The sequence below is a fragment of the Corynebacterium sp. HMSC08D02 genome (assembly GCF_001807505.1).
GTDB lineage: Bacteria > Actinomycetota > Actinomycetes > Mycobacteriales > Mycobacteriaceae > Corynebacterium > Corynebacterium pseudogenitalium.
The window spans coordinates 57,448-79,243 of sequence record NZ_KV789237.1; the positions used below are offsets into that span (position 1 = coordinate 57,448).

General features: G+C 66.4%; 22 protein-coding genes and 1 other RNA gene. 9 read left to right on the forward strand and 14 right to left on the reverse strand.

Features of this window, described 5'->3' with window-relative positions; all coding sequences use genetic code 11:
• The first annotated feature begins 27 nt into the window (after positions 1 to 27).
• Complete coding sequence (locus HMPREF3170_RS03735) at positions 28 to 873, forward strand: polysaccharide deacetylase family protein (protein WP_070477918.1); 846 nt, start codon at positions 28 to 30, stop codon at positions 871 to 873.
• Here the strand turns inward: HMPREF3170_RS03735 and HMPREF3170_RS03740 are convergent.
• From HMPREF3170_RS03740 to HMPREF3170_RS03750, 3 genes are read right to left on the reverse strand one after another with little or no spacing between them, the layout of a single operon-like run.
• Positions 870 to 2,081 carry a cutinase family protein gene (locus HMPREF3170_RS03740; protein ID WP_070477919.1) on the reverse strand — a complete coding sequence of 404 codons (1,212 nt, stop codon included), beginning with the start codon at positions 2,079 to 2,081 and terminating at the stop codon, positions 870 to 872. The two genes, HMPREF3170_RS03735 and HMPREF3170_RS03740, sit on opposite strands and share 4 nt — an antisense overlap.
• Positions 2,078 to 2,662 (reverse strand): glycoside hydrolase family 25 protein, encoded by a 585-nt coding sequence (locus HMPREF3170_RS03745; RefSeq protein ID WP_070477920.1) that lies wholly within the window; start codon positions 2,660 to 2,662, stop codon positions 2,078 to 2,080. Before HMPREF3170_RS03745 ends, HMPREF3170_RS03740 begins: the two co-directional genes overlap by 4 nt.
• A complete protein-coding gene (locus tag HMPREF3170_RS03750) occupies positions 2,662 to 3,189 on the reverse strand; it encodes an NUDIX hydrolase (protein WP_070477922.1) in 528 nt (175 codons plus the stop codon). Before HMPREF3170_RS03750 ends, HMPREF3170_RS03745 begins: the two co-directional genes overlap by 1 nt.
• A gap of 33 nt (positions 3,190 to 3,222) precedes the next feature.
• Between HMPREF3170_RS03750 and HMPREF3170_RS03755 the strand changes: the two genes are divergently transcribed.
• A complete protein-coding gene (locus HMPREF3170_RS03755; protein WP_070477924.1) occupies positions 3,223 to 3,951 on the forward strand; it encodes a hypothetical protein in 729 nt (242 codons plus the stop codon).
• A gap of 1 nt (position 3,952) precedes the next feature.
• Here HMPREF3170_RS03755 and HMPREF3170_RS03760 read toward each other — a convergent pair whose 3' ends face one another.
• The 3 genes from HMPREF3170_RS03760 to thrC are packed head-to-tail and all read right to left on the reverse strand — an operon-like array spanning position 3,953 to position 6,560.
• Positions 3,953 to 4,978: a trypsin-like serine protease gene (locus HMPREF3170_RS03760; protein ID WP_083290861.1), complete on the reverse strand. Its 1,026-nt coding sequence runs from the start codon at positions 4,976 to 4,978 to the stop codon at positions 3,953 to 3,955.
• Positions 4,968 to 5,111 (reverse strand): hypothetical protein, encoded by a 144-nt coding sequence (locus HMPREF3170_RS11685; RefSeq protein WP_168161615.1) that lies wholly within the window; start codon positions 5,109 to 5,111, stop codon positions 4,968 to 4,970. Before HMPREF3170_RS11685 ends, HMPREF3170_RS03760 begins: the two co-directional genes overlap by 11 nt.
• Positions 5,112 to 5,114: 3 nt before the next feature.
• A complete protein-coding gene (gene thrC / locus HMPREF3170_RS03765; protein ID WP_070478039.1) occupies positions 5,115 to 6,560 on the reverse strand; it encodes a threonine synthase in 1,446 nt (481 codons plus the stop codon).
• A 71-nt stretch (positions 6,561 to 6,631) separates the two neighbouring features.
• Between thrC and HMPREF3170_RS03770 the strand changes: the two genes are divergently transcribed.
• The gene (locus HMPREF3170_RS03770) at positions 6,632 to 7,960 is read left to right on the forward strand and encodes an MFS transporter (RefSeq protein ID WP_070477926.1); all 1,329 of its coding nucleotides are present in this window, start codon (positions 6,632 to 6,634) and stop codon (positions 7,958 to 7,960) included.
• Here the strand turns inward: HMPREF3170_RS03770 and HMPREF3170_RS03775 are convergent.
• Genes HMPREF3170_RS03775 through glnA form a run of 3 tightly spaced genes read right to left on the reverse strand, consistent with a single transcriptional unit; the run spans position 7,957 to position 12,672 of the window.
• Positions 7,957 to 8,268, reverse strand: coding sequence for a hypothetical protein (locus tag HMPREF3170_RS03775; protein WP_070363461.1), 312 nt, complete (start codon positions 8,266 to 8,268; stop codon positions 7,957 to 7,959). The two genes, HMPREF3170_RS03770 and HMPREF3170_RS03775, sit on opposite strands and share 4 nt — an antisense overlap.
• Positions 8,269 to 8,283: 15 nt before the next feature.
• Positions 8,284 to 11,328 carry a bifunctional [glutamine synthetase] adenylyltransferase/[glutamine synthetase]-adenylyl-L-tyrosine phosphorylase gene (locus HMPREF3170_RS03780; RefSeq protein ID WP_070477927.1) on the reverse strand — a complete coding sequence of 1,015 codons (3,045 nt, stop codon included), beginning with the start codon at positions 11,326 to 11,328 and terminating at the stop codon, positions 8,284 to 8,286.
• A gap of 9 nt (positions 11,329 to 11,337) precedes the next feature.
• Positions 11,338 to 12,672: a type I glutamate--ammonia ligase gene (glnA, locus tag HMPREF3170_RS03785; protein ID WP_070363460.1), complete on the reverse strand. Its 1,335-nt coding sequence runs from the start codon at positions 12,670 to 12,672 to the stop codon at positions 11,338 to 11,340.
• 106 nt (positions 12,673 to 12,778) lie between these two features.
• Between glnA and HMPREF3170_RS03790 the strand changes: the two genes are divergently transcribed.
• Complete coding sequence (locus HMPREF3170_RS03790; protein ID WP_070477928.1) at positions 12,779 to 14,329, forward strand: CYTH and CHAD domain-containing protein; 1,551 nt, start codon at positions 12,779 to 12,781, stop codon at positions 14,327 to 14,329.
• Positions 14,330 to 14,350: 21 nt separating this feature from the next.
• On the opposite strand, the gene HMPREF3170_RS03795 is transcribed toward HMPREF3170_RS03790, so the two are convergent.
• Positions 14,351 to 14,554: a hypothetical protein gene (locus tag HMPREF3170_RS03795; RefSeq protein WP_070362162.1), complete on the reverse strand. Its 204-nt coding sequence runs from the start codon at positions 14,552 to 14,554 to the stop codon at positions 14,351 to 14,353.
• A 37-nt stretch (positions 14,555 to 14,591) separates the two neighbouring features.
• On the opposite strand from HMPREF3170_RS03795, the gene HMPREF3170_RS03800 reads away from it, so the two are divergent.
• On the forward strand, positions 14,592 to 15,785 hold the full coding sequence (locus tag HMPREF3170_RS03800) for a hypothetical protein (protein ID WP_070477929.1): 1,194 nt from the start codon (positions 14,592 to 14,594) through the stop codon (positions 15,783 to 15,785).
• A gap of 2 nt (positions 15,786 to 15,787) precedes the next feature.
• On the opposite strand, the gene rnpB is transcribed toward HMPREF3170_RS03800, so the two are convergent.
• The 4 genes from rnpB to HMPREF3170_RS03820 form a co-directional block, all read right to left on the reverse strand.
• An RNA gene (gene rnpB / locus HMPREF3170_RS03805) (RNase P RNA component class A) lies at positions 15,788 to 16,201 on the reverse strand.
• 40 nt (positions 16,202 to 16,241) lie between these two features.
• On the reverse strand, positions 16,242 to 17,393 hold the full coding sequence (locus tag HMPREF3170_RS03810) for a bifunctional RNase H/acid phosphatase (RefSeq protein WP_070477932.1): 1,152 nt from the start codon (positions 17,391 to 17,393) through the stop codon (positions 16,242 to 16,244).
• Between the two features lie 4 nt (positions 17,394 to 17,397).
• Positions 17,398 to 18,081 carry a zinc ribbon domain-containing protein gene (locus HMPREF3170_RS03815; RefSeq protein WP_070477934.1) on the reverse strand — a complete coding sequence of 228 codons (684 nt, stop codon included), beginning with the start codon at positions 18,079 to 18,081 and terminating at the stop codon, positions 17,398 to 17,400.
• A 17-nt stretch (positions 18,082 to 18,098) separates the two neighbouring features.
• A complete protein-coding gene (locus HMPREF3170_RS03820; protein ID WP_070477936.1) occupies positions 18,099 to 18,944 on the reverse strand; it encodes a Nif3-like dinuclear metal center hexameric protein in 846 nt (281 codons plus the stop codon).
• Positions 18,945 to 18,979: 35 nt separating this feature from the next.
• Between HMPREF3170_RS03820 and HMPREF3170_RS03825 the strand changes: the two genes are divergently transcribed.
• Genes HMPREF3170_RS03825 through HMPREF3170_RS03840 form a run of 4 tightly spaced genes read left to right on the forward strand, consistent with a single transcriptional unit; the run spans position 18,980 to position 21,636 of the window.
• Positions 18,980 to 19,627, forward strand: coding sequence for an HAD hydrolase-like protein (locus HMPREF3170_RS03825; protein ID WP_246814906.1), 648 nt, complete (start codon positions 18,980 to 18,982; stop codon positions 19,625 to 19,627).
• The gene (locus tag HMPREF3170_RS03830) at positions 19,617 to 20,081 is read left to right on the forward strand and encodes a low molecular weight protein-tyrosine-phosphatase (protein ID WP_070477939.1); all 465 of its coding nucleotides are present in this window, start codon (positions 19,617 to 19,619) and stop codon (positions 20,079 to 20,081) included. Before HMPREF3170_RS03825 ends, HMPREF3170_RS03830 begins: the two co-directional genes overlap by 11 nt.
• 38 nt (positions 20,082 to 20,119) lie before the next feature.
• The gene (locus tag HMPREF3170_RS03835) at positions 20,120 to 21,043 is read left to right on the forward strand and encodes an SURF1 family cytochrome oxidase biogenesis protein (protein WP_070477941.1); all 924 of its coding nucleotides are present in this window, start codon (positions 20,120 to 20,122) and stop codon (positions 21,041 to 21,043) included.
• Positions 21,043 to 21,636: a hypothetical protein gene (locus HMPREF3170_RS03840; protein ID WP_070477943.1), complete on the forward strand. Its 594-nt coding sequence runs from the start codon at positions 21,043 to 21,045 to the stop codon at positions 21,634 to 21,636. The genes HMPREF3170_RS03835 and HMPREF3170_RS03840 overlap by 1 nt, the downstream gene beginning before the upstream one ends.
• Positions 21,637 to 21,796 lie beyond the last annotated feature (160 nt).

Sequence of the window (21,796 nt, forward strand, 5' to 3'; positions counted from 1 at the left end):
TACTAACTCTGGATGGTGGTGTAAGCAATGCGCAAAGTCGTATCCACGCTCGTTGCGGTGGCGGTACTGTTCACAGCACCGCACGCGGCCGCGAACCCGCTCGCGGGCAGCTCACAGGCGTTCTCGCAGTCCAGTTCCCAGGCTGGTGAGGAGCTCCGCACGGCTATCTATCGGGCGCTGCCTCCGCAGGCGCGCAGCCATCCGTGGGCGCAGCAGCTTGCTCCGGCACCTGCGCCTAGCGCGCCGACGCCTGCACAGGATCAACCTGCGGACTGTTCCAACTGCGTGGCCGTCACGTTCGACGACGGTCCGGCTGCCTCCACGAATCAGGTGCTGGATATCCTCGCTCGCAAGCACGCCACGGCGTCGTTTTTCGTGTTGGCGCCGAAGGTCCGCGCGAATGCGGGCGTCGTGCAGCGGATGCGGGCTGCCGGTCACACGGTAGCCAGCCACACTGCCACGCACCGTGACTTGACGAAGCTTTCGCAGCCGGAGGTGCGTCGTGAAGTGGAGGAAAGCTCCCGCGCGATTGCAGATGCCACTGGTGCTTCCCCGCGGTTTGTCCGCCCGCCGTATGGGGCGCTCAACGCAACCGTGTCTGACGCGGCGCGGGTGCAGGGCCAGGCGGTGGTCTTGTGGGACGTCGATACGCTGGATTGGAAGCACCGCGACCCGGCGCGGACGTGCAAGACTGCGGTTGACCAGGCGCGGGCCGGGTCAATCATTCTGATGCATGATATTCACCCCACGACGGCCCAAGCCGTGGAGTGCGTGATCGACGGGCTGCGTGCGAAAGGCCTGCGGCCGGCGAGCCTGGATCAGATGGTGCCGCAGCCGGTACCCGGTAAGACGTACACCACCAAGAACAGTTAACTCGCCTGCATCCGGGCGACCATGTCTCGGGCGATCCACGCCTCAACTGGCGCGCCGTCGATGGTCCAGGCCGGGTGGTCGCCGCCTTCGAAGTAGGCCAGGTGGTGGGGCATCATGTTCATCACGTGTGGGATGAGGTCAATCAGCGGCATCGGGATCTGAGGAACGCCGAGCCCGGCGGCCATCGGCAGCAGTTCCTGCGCGGCCACGTGGAGCAGCACTCCCAACCCTGTGATGTCCTCTCCCGAAAACGGCGGTGTCTCCCCCGCATATTCCTGTACTACATGAGACACGGCAGCAAGTTCCCATGCCAGTGCGAGCAGCGTAGCAATCGGGTTGTGCCCGAAGTCCTTGAAGCCACGCCCGGCAAGTTTGTGCAGCGGGGCTGCGGCGGGCTGGGCGAGGCGCACGCCGACGCGCTGCGCCAACCCGTCGTGCTGCGTGGCGCAGGCGAGGTCGTTGCTGTGGCAAAACGTGAGTACTTCAGCCTCAGTGTCGTGGAAGCTACCTCGGCGCGGCCCTGTAAGGCCGGAGACGTCGCTGGCGAGTTGTACGCCATCGAGTGGGATGAGGATCTCCCCGTTTTCGCCGCGGACGCCATGAGCACCTGTCAAGGTTTCCGCCGTGTGGTAGGTGGTGCGGCTGCGCCCCGGATCCGCGATAAGGTAGGCCGCGACAAGGCTCGGGTCGGGGGACTCCGCCACGAGGTCCCCGAGCAGGCCAGCCCCTTGCGAAAACCCGAGGAACAACACCTTCGTGTCCGGGCATGCGTCGTGGAGCGTGGCGAGGTGCGTGCGCACCGCCTGCTTACCCGTATCCAGCGATGCCCCGTACGGCAACGCCATGTTCGTCCTGGTCTCCCCCAGCGTCCCAAGCACGCCAACCGACGCCGTGTACGGCACCTGCCACGTGGACACGCTCCCGCCAGCTGCTTCGACGTCAGCGAGCAGGGTCGACCCCGGTCGCAGCCCGCGCACGCGTAGCGGGTCGTCGCCCTGGTTGGAGTCCCCGGTGCCGGCGGCGATGACAAGCTCGTAATCGGTACAGCGCGAAGGTGGGGCCGAGATGTTGCGCTCGAAGGCCTCGAGCGGGGCCGTGGGCAAGGGCTCGCTATCCCCTTTCCCCAGCAGCTGCGCGTTGGCGGGTGGTGTCACAACGCATCCGACGCACACCACGACTGCCAACACGGCGCGCACACCCTTCATCATGCTTGCCTCCATGCGTTGAGGTCCACCGTGAATCCCCCGATGAAGCCGCGGGAGGTGTACTGCCACACCTCGGGGGTGCCCATGCCGAGCGGGGACGGCCAGGCGTCGGCACCGGGGAAGGCTGGGTCGTTGGAGCCCCAGTCGGCAAGCCAGAGAGCGCCGAACTGGGAGGGGCTGGCCAAGCGCATGTATCGACGCCAATACCAGGCATTCGTGTAAACGCCAGCAACGCGCACCCCGAACCGTTGAAAGGTGTCGTAGGCGCAGCGGACGTCGGAAAGTGTGAGCCCAGCGGGGCTTTCCACGTCGAGCCACATCGGGCACTTGATGGCGCCGGGGGCGCGCTGGAGTACCTCGACGCTGGCCTCCACCTGCTCGGCCACGCTGGTTCCCTCGGAAGGGCTGCGCAGGAAGTGGTAGGTGGACACGTTGAGGCCGGCGGAGTGGGCGTCGATAAAGAGGTCGGAAAACGCGTGGTCCTGGTAGGTGCCGTCGGTGGTGCGGATGATGGCGAAGTCGAGCGGGCAGGCGGTGAACTCAAAGCCTGCCTGGTGCTCGGATACGTCGACGCCGAACCGCATTAGTTGCGCTTGCTAAAGCCCATGCGTGGCTGGAAGCCCTCGGGGCGCTTGCGTTGGGCGGCGGCGTCGCCGATGACGAGGCGCCACTTCGCGTCCGTGACCGGCATGTGGGAGAGCGGGAACCAGCCGACGTCGATGGATTCGTCGTCACCGACGACTGGCTCCTGAGAGGGGTCGACGGCTTCGAGGCGGATCTGCGTCGACATGTAGCTTGCGACGTCCCCATTGTCGTGTGTGACGGGGCCGATGGCGCCGACACCGAGGATCGCAGCCGGGGTGGCCTTGATACCGGTCTCTTCGAGAACCTCGCGCACCGCGGCGTCGTGGGCGTCCTCACCCGGGTCGGCGATGCCGGTCACGGGCGTCCACTCCTCGTTGTCCGCGCGGCGGACGAGGAGCACTTCGGGCACTGCCCACGGGGTGTCCGCGGTGGAATCCCGCAGCACGACGGCGCATACGGAGGGAACCCACATTGGGTCGGTTCCGATCTTCTTTCGGGTCTGCACGATGAACTCGGGTATAGGCATGGGTTCAAGTGTACTTCGGTTACTATTTACGGCATGTTGCACACCACCACTGATGACTCCGCACAGTCTGTCGCTTTGCTTCGCCGGGTGCCAACTGCACTGTTTGTGGCGGTGTACGGAGCGCTCGTGGTGGTGCTGGCCTCGCTGGCAGTCGCGTTGTACGCCTACCAGCACAACGCTCCACAGGAGACTCGGTTGCAGCGCGAACTAGTGTTTCAGCCCGAGGCACCGCAGGCCGACATCGCGTCGATAGAAGCGAGCATCCGGCCGTACCTGATCGCGAACGCGGAGGTGCACGAAGCACACCGCGGCGCAGCGCTGCGCGGCAACATCACGGATACCGCGGTGCAAGACGTGGACTCGTTCTCGGGCCACCTCTCACGCCTGCTGCAGCAGAACTGCATCCCCGGCGTCGAGCTGCGCACGGGCAGCAACCTCAACGTGAGTTTGTGGGACTACTGCCACGAAGCGCCCGCACCAGAATCGATTGCGCAGCAAATGCGCCTCGCGCTGAGTTACGACGCCGACTTCGTCGGGTTCCTGCACTACCCGTTCGGACAGAAAGTCAAGGTAACGTGGATGAACGTGGCCGACGAGGCTGATCGCGACAGCCTCATCGCAATGTGGGAGGAAGTCGGCCTGCCCGACGGCTTCGTCGAGGTGATTTACCAGGCCTACGGAGCTGGCGAAGTGACCACGCTCGAGATTGATGACAAGGGCAAGCACGACTTGCAGACGAACCCGACGCCCGATACGCAGTAGCTCACCACTGCTGTTCGACCCACTGGGCGTCCGGCACGACGCGCTCGATGACGCTCAGAATTTGATCAACGTTGGAGTAGGACATCATGATCGGGTCCTCCATGCCTTCCCAGCACTCCTCTCCTGAACGGTCGGCTTCCGTCCCGGAGACCACGCCGATGATGGTGGCGCGCCCATTCACGTCTGCGAAGACGGGGCCGCCCGAGTCGCCGGAGGAGGCGCAGACGCCTGCGATGTCGCCGCGGGACTCACGCTGTTCTTCGTCGTCGTGGGCGGTCACGATCTGGACGCGGCTCGCGGCCTCGAAGTGGCCACAGGTGTAGCCGGTCGTCCCGCCCGTTTTGCAGACGCGGTCAACGGGGCCGATCTCGGCACCGACGCCTGTCGGGATCGGGTCGCCGACGAGCGGCACAGCGCGGTCCGTGTCGTAGATCTCGATAATGCCGACGTCGATGCGCTCCGCCTCTGGGTCCTCTACATCAGGGGTGTAAAGCCCGGAGTAGATAAACCTACCGACTTCCTGCGAATAGTCGTTGGTGTCCGAGGCCCCTTTCGGCCACACCAGGTTGCCTTCACGCCCGCAGTGCCCGGCGGTGACGGCGTAGGAGCGGCCGTCGGCACCCGAGAACGTGAACGCGACGGTGCAGGACTGCGCGGTGAAGCGCTCCCCCGGCTCTGGGTAGTGGTCCGTGGACTGGATCAGCGAGCCCGGCGCCCACGGTGCGAACTCGGGCACCAGGATCCGGTTGCCCGTTGCCGCGGCAGGCGGTTGCTCCCCGGGTCGCTGGACGGCTTCCTGGGCTTGGCGCTCCTCGGCGGTGCGCGTGTCTATTTCAGAGGTGTGCAGGCCCAGCCACACCACCATCCCGACCAAGCACAGCGCGGCGACGATGATGGTAAACCACGCGGCACCACCTAGCCCGCGACGAGGCGCCGACTGCCCTACTGGGGCGACCGGCTCCGGGAACGTCCACTGTTGCCCGTCTTCGGGCTGGTATTTTTTGGCGAGGTCGCCGCTACTGCTCATCGCCCGCTTCATCGTCGGCGAAGGCGGTGTCGCCCTTGGCAGCTTCTTCCTTCTGAATCTTCATGTCTCGGATGAACTTCTCGGGGTCGAACTCGGTGAAGTACTCCGGGCCTGCGAACTGTTCCTGTGCCATGTGCTACTTCCCTTCGATGGAGTCTTGGATAAAGGCCTTCACGGCGTCGGCGTCATTCGGTAATTCGGTGACGTGCCGTGGTTGGTCCATGATGCCACGGAAGCGTTCGGGCACCTCCGGCTGGGTGCCGGTGGCCTCGACGATGGTCTCGGCGAACTTCACCGGCAGCGCCGTCTCAAGCACGACGACAGGAGTGTTGACGTCACCGCTGACAGCACGAGCGGCGTGGACACCGTCGGCGGTGTGCGGGTCAATCAGCACGCCGGAGCGCTCCTGGACCTCGCGAATGGTCGCCACTCGGTCAGCGTGGGTGGACGAGGAGGAACAGAAGCCGAACGCGTCGCGGATGCGGTCGAGGACGTCTGCGCCGCCGAAGTCCTCGGCGTCGAAGCCGCCGCCGTTCACCTTGGTGCCGAAGAGATCGCTGGTCAGCGCGGCGTCACGCCCGACGGCGTCGAACATCATGCGCTCGAAGTTCGATGCCTTCGAGATATCCATGGACGGCGAGGACGTTGCCTGAGTCTCGGCCGCGCTGCGCGGGCGGTACTGGCCGGTGCGGAAGAACTCGTCGAGGACGTCGTTCTCGTTGGTAGCCACGATCAGGCGGTCAACGGGCAGGCCCATCCGCTTGGTGATGTAGCCCGCGCACACGTCGCCGAAGTTGCCTGTCGGCACCGAGAAGCTCACCTTCTGCGAGTTGCTCTCGGTCACACGCAGGTAGGTAGAGATGTAGTAGACCGTCTGGGCCAACAGGCGTGCCCAGTTAATGGAGTTGACGGCGCCGATGGCGTACTTCGCCTTAAAGTCGGCGTCGCCGTTGACGGCCTTGACCACATCCTGGCAGTCGTCGAAGACGCCATCGAGGGCAATGTTGAAGATGTTCGGGTCGTCCAGGCCGAACATCTGGGCCTGCTGGAATGGCGTCATCCTGCCAGCCGGGGTGAGCATAAACACGCGGATGTTGTCGCGGCCGCGCATCGCGTACTCGGCAGAGGAACCGGTATCGCCGCTGGTAGCGCCCAGGATGTTCAGGTGGCGGCCGCGGCGGCCCAGCTCGTACTCGAAGAGCTCGCCGAGCAGCTGCATCGCCATGTCCTTAAACGCCGCGGTTGGCCCCTCGGAGAGGTGTGCCAGCCACAGGTCGTCCTCGAGTTTGGTCACGGGGACGATGGCGGCGTCGTTAAATACGGGGGTGCGGTAGGCGCGGGCGGTGATCGCTTCGATGTCGGCGTGCGGGATGTCGTCGATAAAGAGCTTGAGCACCTCGGCGGCGAGTGCCGCGTACCCGCGCTCGGCGAGCAGTGTGCGCCAGCTGTCGAGCTGCTCGGGGCTCAGCTGCGGGTACTCCACGGGAAGGAACAAGCCGCCATCCGGGCTTAAGCCCGTGAGCAGGATGTCAGTGAACTTGTAGGTTGTGCCTGCGGTATCGCGCGTTGAAATGTAATCCACGGTTGCACAGTCTACGTGACGCACCGGACCCGCATGCCGGATTGCCTAACCGAGGGAGTACCTTGTACCGCATGCCCCATTCCAACTCCCCTGTCTCCCAGACCAACGATCCACAGCAGCGCGTCACCCGACGCGCCCTTTTTGTGTGGTTCGGCGCGGTCGCGGTGTACGTGGTCGCCATCTTGGGCCGCACGTCCTTCGGCGTCGCGGGAGTTGAGGCGATCGACCGCTTTGGTATCGACGCTTCTCGGATCGCAGTGTTCACCGCAGTGCAGGTTGGCGTGTACTCGTTGGCGCAGATCCCGACCGGGGTGCTCATCGATAGGCAGGGTCCGCGCTTCATGCTGATCGTCGGCGCACTCGTGATGGCGGTGGGCCAGATCCTGCTCGGGTTTACGTCCTCCTACCCTGTCGCGCTTGCGGCTCGCGTGCTGATCGGCGCGGGCGACGCCACGGCGTTCCTGGCAGTGATGCGTATCCTGCCGAGCTGGTTCCCTCCCCGCAAGACGCCGCTGTTTACGCAGCTGTCCACTGCGATTGGGCAGATGGGTCAGTTCCTGTCCGCGGTGCCGTTCTTGGCGCTGCTGCACGCGAAGGGCTGGCAGGTCGCGTTCGTCTCGCTCGGTGCGGTCGGGGTGCTCGTGGCGCTCGCCGCGGTGGTCGCAGTGGCGGACGCTCCCACGAAGCCTGGCGAGGAGGCTGCGGCCAAAAGCGCAAAAGTGCCGCTTCGCACCACGCTCTCGACGGTGGTGCGCTCACCGGTGTGCTGGGAGGCATTCTTCATCCACGGGTTCTCCATCTTCCCGATGATCACCTTCACCCTGCTGTGGGGTGTGCCGATGATGACGCTCGGCATGGGCCTGAACGAGCAGGAGGCCGGCACGGTGCTCATCGTGCTGACGGTGTGCATGATCGTCGCATCGCCGGTGCTCGGTGCGGTCTCTGCACGCTTGGGCGTGCGCCGTGACATGGCGGTCATCGTGCTGTGCTCGCTGACGCCGCTGATGTTTTTGTGGTTCTTTTCGACGTCCACTCCGCGCGGCTTCGGCGCGATCCTGGCGGTGGTGATCGTGATGGGCACGGTGGTGCCCGCGTCCAACTTCGGTTTCGATAACGTGCGCGAGCACGTGCCGCCCGCCATGGTGGCGACCGGCACCGGCCTGGCCAACATGGGCGGGTTCACATCCTCCATGGTGGCAGCCCAGGCGGTGGGGATTTTGCTGGACCACTCGGCAGATTCGGTGCAGTACACGTGGGAGGACTTCCAGTACGCCTGGATCGCGGTCTACGTGCTAGCAGTCCTGCTGATCGTGGGCCTGCTGGTGGCACGGGCGAAGGCGCAGCCGCAGATGCGCCGACTCAAGATCGTCGAGCAAGCGCCACCAACGAAGGCAAACTAGCGCCGCGGGGGTTCCTGGCGCCCGGTCAGGATGTCAACGACGGAGCGGATGGCGGCGTCGCCAAGCTGCGGCAGCGCCGAGGATCCGGGCGTGGAGACCGTGGTCGGCCCCTCGCCTTCGCGGGTGCGCTCGGGCACGCGCTGCTGGTGTGCATCCGTGGTGCCGGGCTCCACGGCGATGCTCAGCGTGGAATCTGCCAGTTCGAGTTCGGTGTCGGGGGTGACGCCGGCGACGCGGGCGGCGTCGACAAGCGCGACGAGGTCCGCGAACGTTGCATTATCAAGGTCAATTGAGATCTGTACAGCCATGGGCACCAGCATAAGTTATTCGAACTCGTGCGACGGCGCCTCGCCCCAGAACACCTCCTCCACCACGCGATATGCGCGGCGGGTGGTGCGCCGGTAGTCCTCCAGGAACTGCTGTTGGTGCTCCGGGCTGTAGCCCGCGGAGCCTGCGACGGGGCCGAGCTGTGTGCCCGGCGCGGGCAGCTGGTCGGTGCGCTTGCCGGTGACGAGCACGATGGCGTTGCGGGCCCTGGTGGCCATCAGCCAGGCCTCGCGCAGTTGGCGGGCCTGCTGCGGTTCAATCACTTGCGGTCGGTCGTCGTTTGGGTCGGCGAGGTAGTCGAGGGCCTCCAGCGTGGAGGTGGTGTGCAAGGCCGGGTGGGTGTGCGCGTGCATCATGGTGAGCAGCTGCACGGTCCACTCGACGTCGGCGAGCGCCCCGCGGCCCAGCTTGGTGTGGGTGGCGCGGTCCGCCCCGCGCGGCAGGCGCTCGTTATCCACGCGCGCCTTGATGCGGCGGACCTCCCTGATGTCGCGCTGGCTGGCACCCCCCGGCGGGTAGCGCACTGGGTCGATGACGCGGAGGAAGTCCGCGCCGAGGTCCCGGTCACCGGCGATGGTGACGGCGCGCAGCAGCGCCTGGCGCTCCCACACCTCGCCCCACTCGGTGTAGTAACGCTCGTAGGACTCCACCGTGCGCACCACCGCGCCAGAGCGCCCCTCGGGGCGCAGTCCGAGGTCGACCTCGAGGGGTGGGTCGGCGCTCGGCTTGGCCAGGCGCGCGCGCATCGCCTCAATGACCTTGGCGGCCCACACGGTTGCTTCGTGGTCGTTGTAGCCCTCGTTGGCTGCGGCAACCACCATCACGTCCGCGTCCGAGCCATAGCCGAGCTCCGCCCCGCCGAGTCTGCCCATCCCGATCACAGCGATGCGCGCCGGCGTTGGGCGCTCGGGGTCCTGGTGCTGGGCGCGCATCTCTGCGGCGAGCGCGGCGCGCAGAACGGCGTCCCACACGTAGGTGAGCTCCTCGCAGACCTGGCGCACCTCCATGAAGCCGAGCAGGTCGGCAGCGGCGATGCGCGCGAGCTCCGCCCGACGCAGCGAACGCGCCACCGACACCGCGCGGTCCGGGTCCTCGTAGCGCCCGGCGGCTGCGACGATCGCCTTCTCCACTTGGTCGGGCGCCGCCTCGATGAGGCGCGGACCCGAGGAGCCGTCGCCAAAGAGTTTGACCACCTCAGGGGCCGCGATGATCAGTTCGGAGGCGTACGGGCTGGTGCCCAGGATCTGCATGAGGCGCTGGCTGACCACGCCCTCGTCGCGCAGCATGCGCAAAAACCAGCTCTTATCCTCCGCCGCCTCCGAAAGCTTGCGGTAGTTCAACAGCCCCGCGTCCGGGTCCGCGGTGCCACCCAGCCAGTGCATGAGCGACGGCAGCAGGATCGCCTGCAGCTTCGCCCGGCGCGAGGTGCCCTTCACCAGCGCGGTGAGGTGGTCGTGGGCGCGCGCCGGGTGGCGGTAGCCGAGTGCGGCGAGCTGGGCCTTGACGGCGTCGGCGCTCAAGGTAGCCTCGCCGTAGCTCAGGTTCACCACCGCGCTAAGCAGCGGACGGTAGAAAATGCGTTCGTGCAGGTTGGCCACGGTGAACCGGACCTGCTTGAGGCGGGTGCGCAGCGCCTCGGTCGCGGTCGCGCGTGGGCCGGTGCGGAAGCCTGAGGTGCGCGCGAGCCACCGCAGCGCTTTCGCGTCGTCGGGTTTGGGCAGCTGGTGGGTGCGCTTGAAGCGGGTGAGCTGCAGTCGGTGCTCGAGCAGGCGGAGGAACTCGTAGGCGTCGATCAGCTTGGCGCCGTCCTCGCGGCCGATGTAGCCGCCGTCGGTAAGCACCTGGAGCGCGTCGACGGTGTTCTTCACCCGAATGCTTGGGTCGATGCGCCCGTGCACGAGTTGGAGCAGCTGGACGGCGAATTCGACGTCGCGAAGCCCGCCGCTGCCCAGCTTGAGTTCGCGCTCGCGCAGGTCTTTCGGCACGTGCTCGAGCACGCGCCTGCGCATCGCCTGGACGTCCTCGACGAAGCTTGTGCGTTGCGACGCCTCCCAGACCAGCGGGCGCAACGCCGCGATGTAGCGCTGCCCCAGCTCGGCGCTGCCTGTCATCGGGCGCGCCTTGAGCAGCGCCTGGAACTCCCAGGTCTGCGCCCACCGTTTGTAGTAGGCCAGGTGGCTGTCGACGGTGCGCACGAGCGCGCCGGACTTGCCCTCGGGGCGGAGGTTGGCGTCGACCTCGAAGAAGCACGCGGTGCCAAGCTGCATCACGGTGCTGGCGGTCTTGGTTGCCGGGGCTGTGGCTGGTTCGGCGACGAAGATGACGTCGACGTCAGAGATGTAGTTCAGCTCGCGGGCGCCGCACTTGCCCATCGCCATGATCGCGAGGCGGGAGTCGGGGTCGTCGTCGCCGTAGGTTTCGCGGATGGCGACGGCCAGCGCTGCGGTCAGAGCGGCGTCGGCGAGCGTTGTGACGTACTCGGTGACGTCGCGGTACCCCACCTCACCTGCGAGGTCGGAGGCGGCGATGCGCATCATGAGGGTGAGGTAGTGCTCGCGAAGCGGTGTGGTGGCGCTGGCGTGACGCGACCACTCCTGCCCCGCCCGGTAGGTGCCGGGGGTGGTCAGGTCCTCGCTTGCTGTGTCGCCCTCGAGGCCCGCGGGTGCGGCATCGACGGCCGCGAGCATCGTGCGGAAGAGCTCCTCGCTGCCTGGGAGCGGCTCGAGCAGGCTGCACCAGCGCTGCGGGTGCGCCACCAGGTGGTCGGACAGCGCCGTGGAGCCGCCGAGCAGCGCGAACAGCCGGGTGCGGAACTGGCCGTCGGCCGCCAGGTGGGACTGCACGTCCTGCCAGGATGGGGCGTCGTCAAGCGCGCTGAAGAGACGGTAGAGCGTGTTGAGCGCCAGGTCTGGATCGCCGGCGTCGGCAAGCGCTGCGAGCACCTTCGCATCCGTGATGCCGAGTGTGGTTAAGTCCTCGGCGGCGCGGGGGCTGGTCAGCCCGAGCTTCGCAGGGTTCGGCAAGGGTGCATCTGCAGACATGGTGTTTCCTTAAAGGTCGATGCCGCTTTCGATCTCCCACGGGGTGATCTGGGAGGTGTAGGCGTGGTACTCGTCCCACTTCGAACGCAGGAAGAACTCGAAGACCTGCTCCCCGAGCACTTCCGCCATAAACTCGGAGCGCTCCAGGTGGCGCAGCGCCTGGTCGAGCGAGTTCGGCAGGTCGCGGTACCCCATCGCGCGGCGCTCCCGGCGAGTCAGCGCGAATACGTCGTCGCGGCTTGGCTCGTCGAGCTCATACTCGCCCTCGATGCCGCGCAAGCCCGCTGCCAGCACCGCCGCGTACGCAAGGTAAGGGTTGCAGGCGGAGTCCAACGAGCGGACCTCGATGCGGCGCGAGTCCGCCTTGTGCAGGCGGTAGGTGGGCACGCGCACCATCGCGGAGCGGTTGGAAACGCCCCACGTCGCCGCGGTCGGCGCCTCGGAGCCGAACTGGAGGCGCTTATACGAGTTGACCCACTGGTTCGTCACCGCGGAGATCTCGTTGGCGTGCTCGATGATGCCCGCGATGAACTGGCGGCCCGTCTTAGACAGCGAAATCTCATCGTCCGGGTCGTGGAAGGCGTTGGTCTCCCCCTCCCACAGCGAGAAGTGGGTGTGCATCGCGGAACCATCCATGTCCGCGAACGGCTTCGGCATGAACGTGGCGTGCACGCCATTGGCTTCCGCGACAGTCTTCACGATGTAGCGGAAGGTGACCACGTTATCGGCCATGGTCAGCGCGTCGGTGTGCCGCAGGTCGATCTCCTGCTGGCCGGCGCTGGCCTCGTGGTGGGAAAACTCAGTGACAATGCCCATGTACTCCAACGCGGCGATCGCCTGGCGGCGCAACTTCGGCGCCTCGTTGCGCTTCGCCTGGTCGAAGTAGCCGCCCTTGTCCGCCGGCACCGGGTCCTCCCCAGGCATGTTCTGCTTGAGCACGTAGTACTCGATCTCGGGGCTGGCGTTGAACTCGAAGCCGAGCTCACGCGCGTGCGTCATCTGGCGGCGCAGTACCTGGCGCGGGTCGGCGTAGAGCGGGTCGCCGTCCGGCATGGTGATGTCGCAGAACATGCGGGCGGTCTGCAGGCCGGTGCCTTCGTCGAACGGCAGCGGCTGGAAGGTGGAGGGGTCCGGGCGCAACAAGGTGTCGGACTCGGAGATGCGGGAGAAGCCCTCGATGGAGGAGCCGTCGAAGCCCACGCCCTCGTCGAAGGCGGCCTCAAGTTCGGCGGGGCTCATCATGACGGTTTTCAGGGATCCGAAAATGTCAGTGAACCACAGGCGGATGAACGCGATGTCTCGCTGTTCAACCATGCGAAGTACGTTTTCCTGTTGCGTGTCCATAGTGTTGTACCCTACTGCGCCTGCGCTCGTGCCGCCGCGAAAGTGGGCGAACGCGTTAGACTTTGCGGTGACCGCACATGCTTCGTGTTGAAAGTAGGGCTTCGCCGTGGCTGCACCACATGAGTACGTAGAAATTGAGATCAAGTTAGCTGTCGACGACTCCACCGCCGTCCCCGACATGCGGCAGCTGCCGGGGGTGTCCGCGCTCGCGAGCACGAGCCACCAGCAGCTCTCCGCAATCTACTATGACACGGCTGACCTGCGCCTGACGCGCGAGAAGATCACGCTGCGCCGCCGCACGGGAGGCCCGGACGACGGCTGGCACATGAAGATTCCAGCAGGTCAAGGCCGCACCGAGCTACGCTGCCCACTGCAGGACCCGCACACGGTCCCGCAGGAGCTTGTCGACGCCGTCCGCGCCATCGTTCGCCGCCACCCGCTGCAGCCCATTGCCCAGGTGGACAACCACCGCGTGGAAACCATCCTCGCCGACGAGGAAGGCCAGCCCGTCGCCGAGTTTTGCGACGACCACGTCTCCGCCCGCTCCCTGCTACCAGGGGGTTCGCACACCACTTGGCGCGAGTGGGAACTCGAACTCACGGAGCAGGTCGCGGGTACCAACGCAGGTGCGTCCCTGCTGCGCCAGGCGGAGCGCTACCTGCTCTCCTCCGGCGCTCGCCCGTCCTCCTCGCCGTCGAAGCTGACGTCCGCACTCGGGGACTCGTTGGCGAAAGCTCCGCTGCCTCCGCACCTCACCGAGGCGCACCTGCCTGCGGATTCCCCGCTACATTCTCTGTTAACTTCCGTACGCACGCTTCGCGACACCATCGTCCACGGCGACCGCGCCGTACGCGCCGACCAGTGGGACTCGGTGCACCAGCAGCGAGTGGCAATCCGGGAGCTGCGCTCCATCCTGCGCACCTTCGACGGGCTCGTGCAGGGCGATGCGTTTTCGAAGATCGAGAAGGAACTCAAGCACGTCGCGGGCGTGCTCGGGGTGGCGAGAGACGCTGAGGTGGTGCACGCCCGGTGGTTACAGCTGCTCGACACTGACGACTCCGGCTGCATGGATGATGCTGCCGCAGCCCACCTGCGCGAGGATATGCACAGCGTGTACAAGCTCGCGCACCGCAACATCGTCAACATGTGCAACAGCGACGCCTACCTCAACCTTCTCGACGCCATCGATGAACTCATCGCGAATCCTCCCCAGGTGCGCGAGGGCATCAAGGACAACGACGAAGCCCTGGCCCGCCACGTGCGCAAGGCATATAAGAAGCTGATGAAGCGCCACGCCAAGGTCGACGACCGCTACCACGACACGTCATTGCCGCGCGCGAAGCGCGAGGCCTACGTGCACGACGTGCGCAAGGCCGCCAAGCGGCTGCGCTACGCCGCGGCCGCCACCGGCGACCCGAAGTTCAAGCGCCTCATCAAGGCCTGCAAGCGCCTGCAATCGATGCTGGGTGATTTCCAGGACTGCGCGACCTCGCGCGAGGAGCTGCTGGTGCTTGCGAAGCTGGCGCGCCAGCGCGACGAGGACGTGTTCGCCTACGGCATGTGCTTCCAACGCGAACTCCGCGACGGTGAAAAGGCACTGCGCGGCTACTTCGGCGCAATCCGCGAAGTAAAGAAGGCAGCACAGAAAGCCCTGTAAGCCCTGTTCGTGTAGTAGGGGCTACTTCTCCCAGGAAGGTGGGGTGCCCCAGTTGTCCTCGGCGGCCTCTTCCGCGTCCGCCTGCTGGTTACGCGCGGCCGCGATGCGCAGCGCATCCTCGGCTTCCTCGCGCGTCTTGTAGGGGCCCATGCGGTTTTCCCAGGACTGTTCTTTGCCCTCGGTGATCTCGCCGGTGGTCGGGTTGTAGTAGAAGTTTCCGTTCATGGCGCCCACCTTAGCGCCACGGGTATGGTTGTGCCCTATGAATGTCCAACAGGAGATGCGTGCTGCGCATGCCCACCACGCTGGCTGCGCCCCCGACCACGTGGCGTCCGCACCGGCAACGGTGGTGGTGGCTGGTGATGGCGTCGATAGTTATGGCGGAGCGAGCATCATCGGGCTTGGCCCACAGCGGGTGTGTGCCGCGGTGAGCCGCAGGTCGGACGATGTCATTTCGCTCCAGTTCACGCGTGCCGACGGCCAGGTCCTCGCCGCGACCACCACCCTGGCGGCGCTCAACGCGCCCACCGCGGGCACCGAGGAAGCGCAGCTCGCGCACCGGATTACCGGGCTGATCCATACGCTGATCCACCGCCAGGTGCTTTCCCGCGAGACCACGGGAATGGACATCTCGGTGGTCTCCCACGTCCCGCACGGAGTTGGCCTCGGCGAGATTGCCGCGGCAGAAGCCGCCATCACGTTGGCATGCGCCGGCGCCCACGACGATATCGACGCCCCTCCCCTGCGCACGAAGCTTGCGGAGGTCTGCGCACAGTCCGCCACCGCGTACGCCACGTCCAGCCCACTGAAGGCGCGCTACACCGCGGCGCTTCGCGGCCACGGCACCACGCTGAACCTTGTGGAGCAGGCAGACGGCTCGGTCACGCAGATCACCCACCCGGAGCGCCTTGGCCTGCGAATGTTCGTGGTGGCCAAGGAGCAGGCTGCGCAGCCGGACGCGTTCGCGGAGTCGATGCGGCGACGCCAGGAGTTCATCGAGACGGCAGCTGCAAACTTCGGCGTGGCCTCGCTGCGCCAACTACCGGACGCGACCGCGCGCGTGGTCCAGTGGGTGGAGGCCCGCCACACCGTTGGCGATAGTTCCGCACCGGATCCGCGGCGCGCACGCGCAGTGCTGCAGCGCTGTGAGGACGAAACGGCACGCGCACTGGGTGTGGCGCAGGCGTTGCGCTCGCAGCAGATCGATGCGCTGGTCAACGCGCTAAGCCCCCACGCGGGTGACGCCGCCGATGAGGCCCTGGCAACCCCGGCGCTGCTGAGCCAGCTCGCGTGCGAGTGCGGAGCGAGCGTCGCAAGGCCAGCCGCACCTGGGGTCTCCCAGTCGGTGCTGGCGCTGGTGCCGACGTCGAAAGCCGAAAACTTTGCCTCCCGAATGAAGGAGAACCTGCTGGTCATCCCGATCACGACGGGTGAGGTTGGCAGGATCGAAGTGTAAGGCGAATGAGCCAGCCTATAAGCCGGATTCTGTACCCGCGCCCGTAGGCGCGGGCGGCAACCATCCATCTGTGCGTCCCATTGCTGGGCGCATCAAGCAGCTACCTTCGGACTGGGCGGGCAGCCTCATCACGTCCGACGACCCCAGCCTTGCGGCTGTGGTTCTTGCCTTGCTCCCGGTGGGGTTTACCTGGCCACGCACATCACTGTGCATGCCGGTGCGCTCTTACCGCACCCTTTCACCCTTACCCACCCAGTTGCCTGGGTTGGCGGTGTACTTTCTGTTGCACTTGCCCGCGGATCGCTCCGGGTTGCTGTTAGCAACCACCGTGCCCTGTGGAGTCCGGACTTTCCTCGGTCCCCGCCAGCCACAACGCGTGTGGCGGTTCGGGGCGACGCGGTCGCCCGGCCGGCTCATTCGCACTGTGCCACTCTACAACACAGCGGCCGGTGCGCTTTATTTTCGGTGGTGGGCGACGTCGTTGACGCAGCGCACCACGCCCATCTCCCCGTAGAACTCCACCACAGAAATCGACGCCAAGTCCAGAAACAGGTGCTTGAACACTTCAGCGCTCACGTTCAGCCCCTGGCGGATCACCGACTTGATCGGCGTGGTGTGCGCCACCAAGAGGATGGTTTTGCCTTCGTAGCGTTCCTGGACGCGCAGCCGGGCACGCGTGACGCGGCGATGCAGCGATGCCAGCGACTCCCCGTTCGGCGGCGCGGTGGCGGCGGAGGCCTGCCACGCCTCGAACTCCTCGGGGTAGCGCTGCTGCGCGTCCTGCCTGCTGAGCGCCTCGAAGTCGCCGAAGTCCACCTCGCGGAAGCCCTCCTCGGTGACGATGTCCTCGTGCGCAATCCCGAGTGCGTCCGCACAGGCCTGCGCGGTTTGCTGGGCACGCGCCTGCGGTGAGGCAACGATCACGTCGATGTGCCCCATCTCGGCGAGCGCGGCCGCGGCCCGGCGCGCCTGCGCCTGCCCGATTTCGGTCAGCGGCGGGTTGGCCTGCCCGCTGTAGACGCGGCGGGCGGAGTGTTCGGTTTGGCCGTGGCGCAGCAGCACGAAGCGGGTGCGTGGGGCGTCGGTGCCGGACCAGTGGCCGGGGCTGGCGGTCTCGTGGGGCTGTGCCTCTTTTGGTGCCGCCGGGGCAACCTGCTTCGGTGCTTGCGCAGGCGCCTCGTGCGCAATGAGGCCCTTTTTGCCCTTCGCGGCGGCGTCCATGGCTACGTTGGACAGCTCGTCGGCCTTCTTGTTCTTGGCGCGCGGCACCCACGTGTACGTCACCTTTGTGCACGTGCGCGCAAGCTGTTTCGCCTCCAGTGCGAGCTGCTGCATGTCGGGGTGCTTGATCTTCCAGCGCCCGTTCATCTGCTCGACCACGAGCTTGGAGTCCATGGACACCGCGACTTCGTCGGCGCCCGCGTCGATGGCGGCCTTCAGCCCCTCGATGAGCCCGTGGTACTCCGCGACATTGTTCGTGGACTTCTTGCCCACCGCGTAGACAACTTCCGCCAGCGTCTCCCCGTCCGGGCCGTAGACGACGGCACCGCTTCCGGCGACGCCGGGGTTGCCACGGGAGCCGCCGTCGCAAAACATGGCTACCTTCATGCGCCTACTCCTGTACCTGGGTGCGCACGAGCAGTGTGCCGCAGTTCGGGCACATTGGGACCTCGTCGGCCGGGGTGGCGTTGACCTGGTTGCGCTCGGTGGCGGGCAGGGCGATGAAGCAGCCGTTGCAGGTGCGGCCGTTGAACGCGGCGGCGCCGATTTCGTCGTAGGCCTCGAGGACGTCCGCGGGCAGCTGGCTGCGCAGTGCTTCGGTGTCCATGCGCTCGCGTGCCGGGAGAGCGTCCACGGCGCGCTGCGCGGCCTCGACCTTGCGCTCGAGCCCGTCCAGGCGAGCCCCATGGTTGTCGCGGTTGTTGCGCAGCGCCGCGATCTCGTTGTGGGCCTCCTTCAGCTCATACTGCAAATCCGCGATGCGCGACTTCGTGGTGTAACGATCGTGTTGCAGGTCCTTGCGGCGCTCCTCGTCTGTCTCCGCGCCGAGCATGCGCTTGTTGTCCAGGTCGCGGCGCTTGAGCTTGCGCTCGTCTTCCTGGATGCGCAAGATCTCCAGCTCCATGTCGTCGACGGCGAGCTGCGCCGCAGACGCCGCACCGCGCATGCGCTCGAGCTCCGCGGTGAGGCGCTGCAGCTCCTTTTCCTCCTCGCTCGTGGCCTCGGGGTGGGCGGCCTGGCGGTCAGCCTTGGCAAGATTCAGTAGTACCTGCTGGAGTTCTACGGCAAGTTTCACGGGGAAGCACTGCTCCTTTACTTGGCTTGATTCGGGTGGGCGGAAACGGTCCACGGGTCCGTGCGCACCGGGATGATGCACGTTTCCACGCCTAGCGGGTTCACGATACCCTCTGCCTGCTGCGTCCACGGAAATTCACTCGCCCAGTGCGCAGTATCGATCACGGCGGGCCCACCAGCGCGCAGGGGCTCGTCGACTGGGGGGGGGCGCAGGTCCGAGGTGACATAGACATCGACGCCGAGCGCCCTCGCATCGTCAAGGAAGCTGTCGCCCGAGCCGGAGGAGACGGCGACGGTGCGCACCATCTGCTCCGGGTCGCCTGCGGCGCGCACGCCCCACACGGTCTCAGGCAGGGCGTCGGCCACGCGCTGGGTGAACTCGCGCAGGGTCATCGGCTCAGGCAGGGTGCCCACTCGCCCAAGGCCGGTGGCTCGCTCGAGCGCCCCCGGCGTATCGACGTCCACATCCCCCACCGGGCGAATCGGCCTGCCGGGCCGAATCCCGACCAGCTCCGCCAACTTGTCATTGACCCCCGGGCGCGCCGAGTCCGCGTTCGTATGCGCCGCGAACAACGCGCAGCCGCCGCGGATCAGCGTGTGCACGACCTTGCCCTTCGGCGTATTCGCCGCAACAGAGTGCACCCCGCGCAGCAGTAGCGGGTGGTGAACCACCAGCATGTCCGCGCCTTCCTCCAGCGCGCGCTCCACCACGCTCATCGTGCAGTCCAGGGCAAACGCCACCTTGTGCACGGGCTCGTCCGGGTCGCCGCAAATCAGGCCGACCTGGTCCCAGCTTTCGGCGAGTTCGGGCGGGTAGGCGGCCTCGAGTGCCGCGACAATATCTCCTACAGTCTTCGTCGTCATGGCAACTAGCCTACAAACCTGGAATGCTGGTGGGCGTGACACTCCAAACAAACCGCCCGACCGTGCTCTTTGACGTCGACGGCACCATCCTCGACTCCTTCCCAGGAATCCGCGAAGGCTTCCTGCGGGGGCTCGCCGCCATCGACGTCGCCCCGCCCGACGAAGCGTTCATCGCGAAGATCCCGGGGCCGCCCATGCGCGAGTCCTGCGAGAAGGCCGGGTGCACGCCCGCGCAAGTCGACGCCGCGATGCAGGTCTACTCCGACTTCATGAGCACCGACGGGTGGCAGCAGTTCACCGTCTTCGACGGCATGGCCGAACTCATCGCCCAGCTTGACCGGGATGGGTTCCGTGTCGGTACGGCGACGTCCAAAAGCGAAACCTTCGCCGAACTCGCGCTGAAGCGCGCGGGCATCTGGCCGCACCTGGACTTCCTCGGCGCCGCCGACCACGAGCGCGGCCGCAGCACCAAGATCGCGGTGCTGGAGTACGTCCACAACACCTTCGCAGCAAAGCGCCCCATCATGGTCGGCGACCGCACCCACGACTTCACGGGTGCCGCCCACTTCGACATCCCGTCCGTCGCCGTGACCTGGGGATACGGCGACGCCGAGGAGTGGGCACAGGCCACCCACACCGCACAAACCGCAACCGAGCTCAAGGAGATCCTCTATGCATATTGATTTCGTGTGCACCGGCAACATTTGCCGCTCGCCCATGGCGGAAGTCATCATCGCCGCCAAACTTGCCGACGCCGGCCTCGCCAACGACGTCCGCGTCACCTCCTCCGGCATCGGCGGCTGGCACGTCGGCGGCCCCGCCGACCCGCGCGCCGTCGCCGAACTCGCCAACCACGGCTACGACGGCACCCGCCACCGCGCCCAACAGTTCGGCGCCAACCAAATCGATGCCGACCTCATCGTCGCCCTCGACACCAACCACGTCTCCGAACTCATCGCCCGCGGCGTCCCCGAATCCCGCATCCGCCTGCTGCGCTCCTTCGACCCAGCCGCCCCCGAAGGCGCCGGCGTCGAAGACCCCTACTACGGCGGCGCCGACGGCTTCCAAACCACACGCGAACAAATCGAAGCCGCCGCCCCAGGTATTATCAGCTGGGTCAAAGCGCAGCTAGACTAGCCGGAGAAAGTACGGAATCTGTGAAAGCGGGAGCAACAATGCAACCTGAAACAGGTGCACAACCATGGTGGAAAACGTTTCTGACCCCCGGATGGGTCATCGTCGCCATCCTGATCGTGTTGTTCTCCTACTTCGCGTTCACCCTGCTGGCGCCATGGCAGCTCAACAAGAACGAAGCGCTCGTGGAGCGCAACGACCACATCAAGACCGCCTTCGAGCATGACCCGGTGCCGATCGGAGAGGTCGTCGACAAGCAGGGCGAACTCGCGCCCGGCGCCGAGTGGACCCGCGTCACCGCAACTGGCACCTACGCCCAAGACAGCGATGTGCTGCTGCGCCTGCGCCCCATCGACCGAACCCCATCCTTCCAAGTACTGACCCCATTCCGCCTGGACAACGGACAAAGCGTGCTCGTCAACCGCGGATGGGTCCCCGCCATCGGCTCCACCCAAGTCCCCGACATCGACGCCCCACCCACCGGCGAACAAACCATCTCCGGCATGATGCGCGTCGACGAAGGCGTACACCCCTCCGCACCCCTCAACGACCAGGGCTACACCATGGTCTACTCCATCAGCCCAGGTCAAGTCGGCGAACTCACCGACACCGCCCTGGCCAGCCCCTACGTCCAACTCCTGAGCGACTCCCCCGGCGTCCTCACCGCCATCCCGCTGCCCATGCTCGAGACCGGCAACCACCTCTCCTACGGACTGCAGTGGATCGCCTTCGGCATCATGGCGCCCGCCGGCCTCATCTACTTCATCTGGGCCGAAACGCGCGAACGCCGCCGCTTCAAAGAGGAACAAGCCGAGCTTCTCGACGCCCCCTCCGAACCCGCCGAGCCTGTTGCTCCCGCCTCCGCCCCCGCTGCTCCCGCTGCTCCCGCTCAGGCGCGGTCCCGCTACGGCACCCAACGGCGCAACCCCTGGGCCAAATCATACGAAAAGGAAGAAGAACGCTAATGCCCCACCAGCTGACCCAACGCGACGTCAAACATCTCGCCCGCTGCCTCACGCTGCTCGGTGACGCCAACATCCACCTCGACGCCGCCGCCGAACCCGCCGACATCGAAGACGCCATCCTCGACGACCTCGACGCCTTCCGCGAAGCCCCGATGACCACGCTGCTCGGCCTGCGCGGACCCCACAACGCCCCGCTCATCGACTCCGTCGTCCACAGCGTCCCCCAAACCGACAACGTCTTCGTCCACCTCCTCGACTACATCGCCCTCGCCGCCAAAGCCCTGCGCGCCGAGCTGCGCGAAGTCGCCGTCTTCCCCGACCCCGACAACATCGAAACCGGCTCCCTCCGCCTGCGCGTCGGCGAATGGGACGTCACCGACATCGATATTCCTGCCGGTTCTGCTGGTCCTGCTGGCCGCCTAGGTGTGGCCGATGCCGAGCTGGCCATCATCGGCGCCCTCATGCCCCTCGACGCCGAAGCCGTCACCTTCCAGTCCCCGCAGGGCATCGGCGTCGTCCTCGCCGACGTGGTTCCCGGCACGCCACAGGCCAGCATGCAGGCCGTCTTCACCGCCATCGAGGCGGAGCTGTAGGGGTTTCTGCGCCCGCTAGGTGTTCGCTGGGTGTTCGCTGGGCACCACATTCCTTTGCGAAAAGTCCGCGACCTGGGAAAATACACGCCCTCCGAGCCGAAATACCGGGATTTGGTGCGCTGATCTCGCACCACCTGAAATAGTTCCCACGCCCGGGAAC